At 75.6% G+C, this 2,845-nt stretch carries 3 protein-coding genes; all 3 read left to right on the top strand.

Features of this window, described 5'->3' with window-relative positions:
- On the top strand, positions 1-1,136 hold a 1,136-nt coding region (locus FNQ90_RS18515; protein ID WP_182607403.1), incomplete at its 5' end, for a DUF4192 domain-containing protein.
- A 31-nt stretch (positions 1,137-1,167) separates the two neighbouring features.
- Positions 1,168-1,971, top strand: coding sequence for an NUDIX hydrolase (locus tag FNQ90_RS18520; RefSeq protein WP_182607404.1), 804 nt, complete (start codon positions 1,168-1,170; stop codon positions 1,969-1,971).
- A gap of 165 nt (positions 1,972-2,136) precedes the next feature.
- A partial coding sequence (locus FNQ90_RS18525; protein ID WP_182607405.1) for an ABC transporter ATP-binding protein occupies positions 2,137-2,845 on the top strand: 709 nt, incomplete at its 3' end.

Here is a 2,845-nt window from a genome sequence, read left to right on the forward strand (position 1 = left end):
CCTCCGCTCCCCGCCCGCCGGCCGCCCCGGCCGTGGTCCTGCGGGGTGCCGAGGAGTTGGTGGACGCGCTGCCCCACCTGCTGGGCTTCCACCCGGAGGACTCCCTGGTCCTGGTCGCCGTCCACCGCGACGGCGGGCGACTCGGCGGGCGGGTGCGGGCTCCCATCCCGGAGTCCCCCGTGGAGTGGCCGCGTGCCGCGGACGCGGTGGCGCGCTGCCTGTTGGAGGGTTCGCGACGGCGGGAGGGCGTGCCCGCCTCTGCGGTGCTGTATCTGTGCCGGGACCCGAGGTCGGGGGAGTCCCCGCGGCAGGTGATGGAGCGTCTGCGCCCGTTCGCCGCGCTCGTGCGCGCCTCCTGTGCCGCGCTGGCCGTGCCGGTGCACGAGGCGCTGTGCCTGTCCGGGGACCGCTACTGGCCCTACACCTCCCCGGCGGCCTCCACCTGTCCGCCGGAGGGGCATCCCCGGCCCCGCCCCGGACACTCCGAGTTGGCCGCCGCCTCGGTCCTGGCGGGCGTCCCCATGCCACCCACCCGTGGCGAGATGGAGCGCCGCCTCACCCCCGCCCGGGGCGCGGCCGCCGCCGACCAGGTCCGCGCGATGGACGAGGCTCTCGCCGTGATGGTGCCCAAGGTGCTGGGTGACGGGGCCGACCTCACGGCGCTGCGGGAGGAGACCGTCGAACTGGCGCGGAGGTTGGTGGGGCGGTTCCGCCGGGGTGGCGCCGAGCCCCGACGGGGTTCCCCGGTCGCGGCGGACACCCGGGACGACGCGCTGTTGTCCTCGGTCGAGGCGGCTTCCCTCATCCTGGGTCTGCAGGACCGTGAGGCACGGGACCGGGCGGCGCGGTGGCAGGAGGGCCCCGACGGTCGGGCCGCCCTGCGGCTGTGGCGGGCGCTCTCGCGCCGCTGCGTGGCGGAGTACGGCGCGCACGCGGCGGCCCCGTTGACCCTCGTGGGTTGGGTGGCGTGGTCCCTGGGGGACGCCGTGGAGGCACGGATCGCGTTGGCGCGGGCCCTGGATGTCGACCCGCGGTGCGTCATGGCCCGTCTGCTCCACGAGGCGGTGAACGAGGGGCTGGATCCCGAACCCCTGCGCCGGGCCCTGCGCACGCGCGGGTCAGCCGCGGGGGACTGATTATCGTCAGGCAGACGACTATGATCACCGCATGCCCTACGACCCGTCGGCCTTCCCGCCGTTCGCCGTCACCGTGGACCTGGTCGTGCTCACCGTTCGGCGGCAGGCGTTGTGCGCGTTGGTGGTCCGCCGCGGGGAGCCGCCCCACCAGGGGCAATGGGCTCTGCCCGGTGGATTCGTCCGGGAGCGGGAGGACCTGGCGGTGGCCGCCGCCCGTGAGTTGCGCGAGGAGACGGGTCTGCGGTCGCGCGAGCCCGGCACCGAACGGCCCGGTGTGCACCTGGAACAGTTGGCGACCTACGGGGATCCGGACCGCGATCCCCGGATGCGGGTGGTCAGCGTGGCCCACCTGGTGCTGGCGCCCGATCTGCCGGCCCCGGTGGCCGGTGGTGACGCGGGCAGTGCCCGCTGGGCGCCGGTCGCCGCTCTCCTCCCGGTGGGCCCGCCCCCGGGCACCGGTGCGGGCACCGCGGGTGGGACGGAGCGTGCCGGAGCGCCCGGGGACCCCGGGGTGCCCCGCGGACCGCTCGCCTTCGACCACGATCGAATCCTCACCGACGGGGTGGAACGCGCGCGCGCCAAGTTGGAGTACTCCTCCCTGGCCACCGCCTTCTGTCCGCCCGAGTTCACGGTGGGGGAGCTGCGGCGGGTCTACGAGGTGGTGTGGGGGGTGGCGCTGGATCCGCGCAACTTCCACCGCAAGGTCACCGGCACCCCGGGGTTCCTGCTGCCCAGCGGGGGCACCACCACCCGTCAGGGCGGGCGTCCCGCCCAGTTGTTCCGGGCCGGAGGGGCCACTTTGCTCAACCCGCCCATGTTGAGACCGGAGGCATGAGCCCTGCCCCGATGACCGGGTGACCCTCCGCCCGATTCGCCGCCATTCGAGTGTGATCAACCGACAAGGAGAGGGATTCCTCGGCGGCGGCGTTCCTCCTGGCTACCGTGTGATCACCGTGCGCAAGGGCGCGGTGAACCACCACCACGATCGCCGGGGGCAGTGATGATCCAGGCCATCGGACTCACCGGGCCGTTCGGACACCGGCGGGAGCCCGTCGTGGACGATCTCACCTTCGACGCCCGCCCGGGGGCCGTCACCGTGCTGCTCGGCCCGCCCGGCGCGGGGAAGTCCACCACCCTCCGCCTGTTGCTGGGCATGGCCCCGCACCGCGGCGCGGCCCTCATCCGGGGCCGCCCCGTCCGCCGTATCCCGCGCCCGGCGCGGGAGATCGGCGCCCTGGTGGGAAATCCCCGGCCGCACCCCGGCAGAACGGTCCGGGGCCACCTCAGGCTCTCCGCCGCCGCCGCGGGGGTTCCCGCCGCGCGGGCCGACGAACTGCTGGAGGCCGTGGGGATGAGCGGCCTCGCCGACCGCCGGACGGCGACCCTCTCCCGGGGGATGGAACGGCGACTCGTCCTGGCGACGGCCCTGATCGGCGATCCCCACACCCTGGTGTTGGACGAGCCGGTCCGGGAGCTCGATCCCCGGGAGGCCACCTTGCTGCACGGCCTGGTGCGCGGGTGGGCCCGGGCGGGCGGTACCGCGCTGGTGACCTCCCGGGACCCGCTCGAGGCTGCGCGGGTGGCGGACGGGGTGATCTCCGTGGCGGACGGGAGGCTGGTCGCCGATCAGACGGCGGGGGACTTCGCCCGCACCCGGCTGCGTCCCCGGGTGGCGGTCCGCACCCCGCACGCCGAGCGGTTGGCGGCCC

Origin of the sequence: Streptomyces alkaliphilus (assembly GCF_014141535.1) — a bacterium.
Classification (GTDB): Bacteria; Actinomycetota; Actinomycetes; order Streptomycetales; family Streptomycetaceae; genus Streptomyces; species Streptomyces alkaliphilus.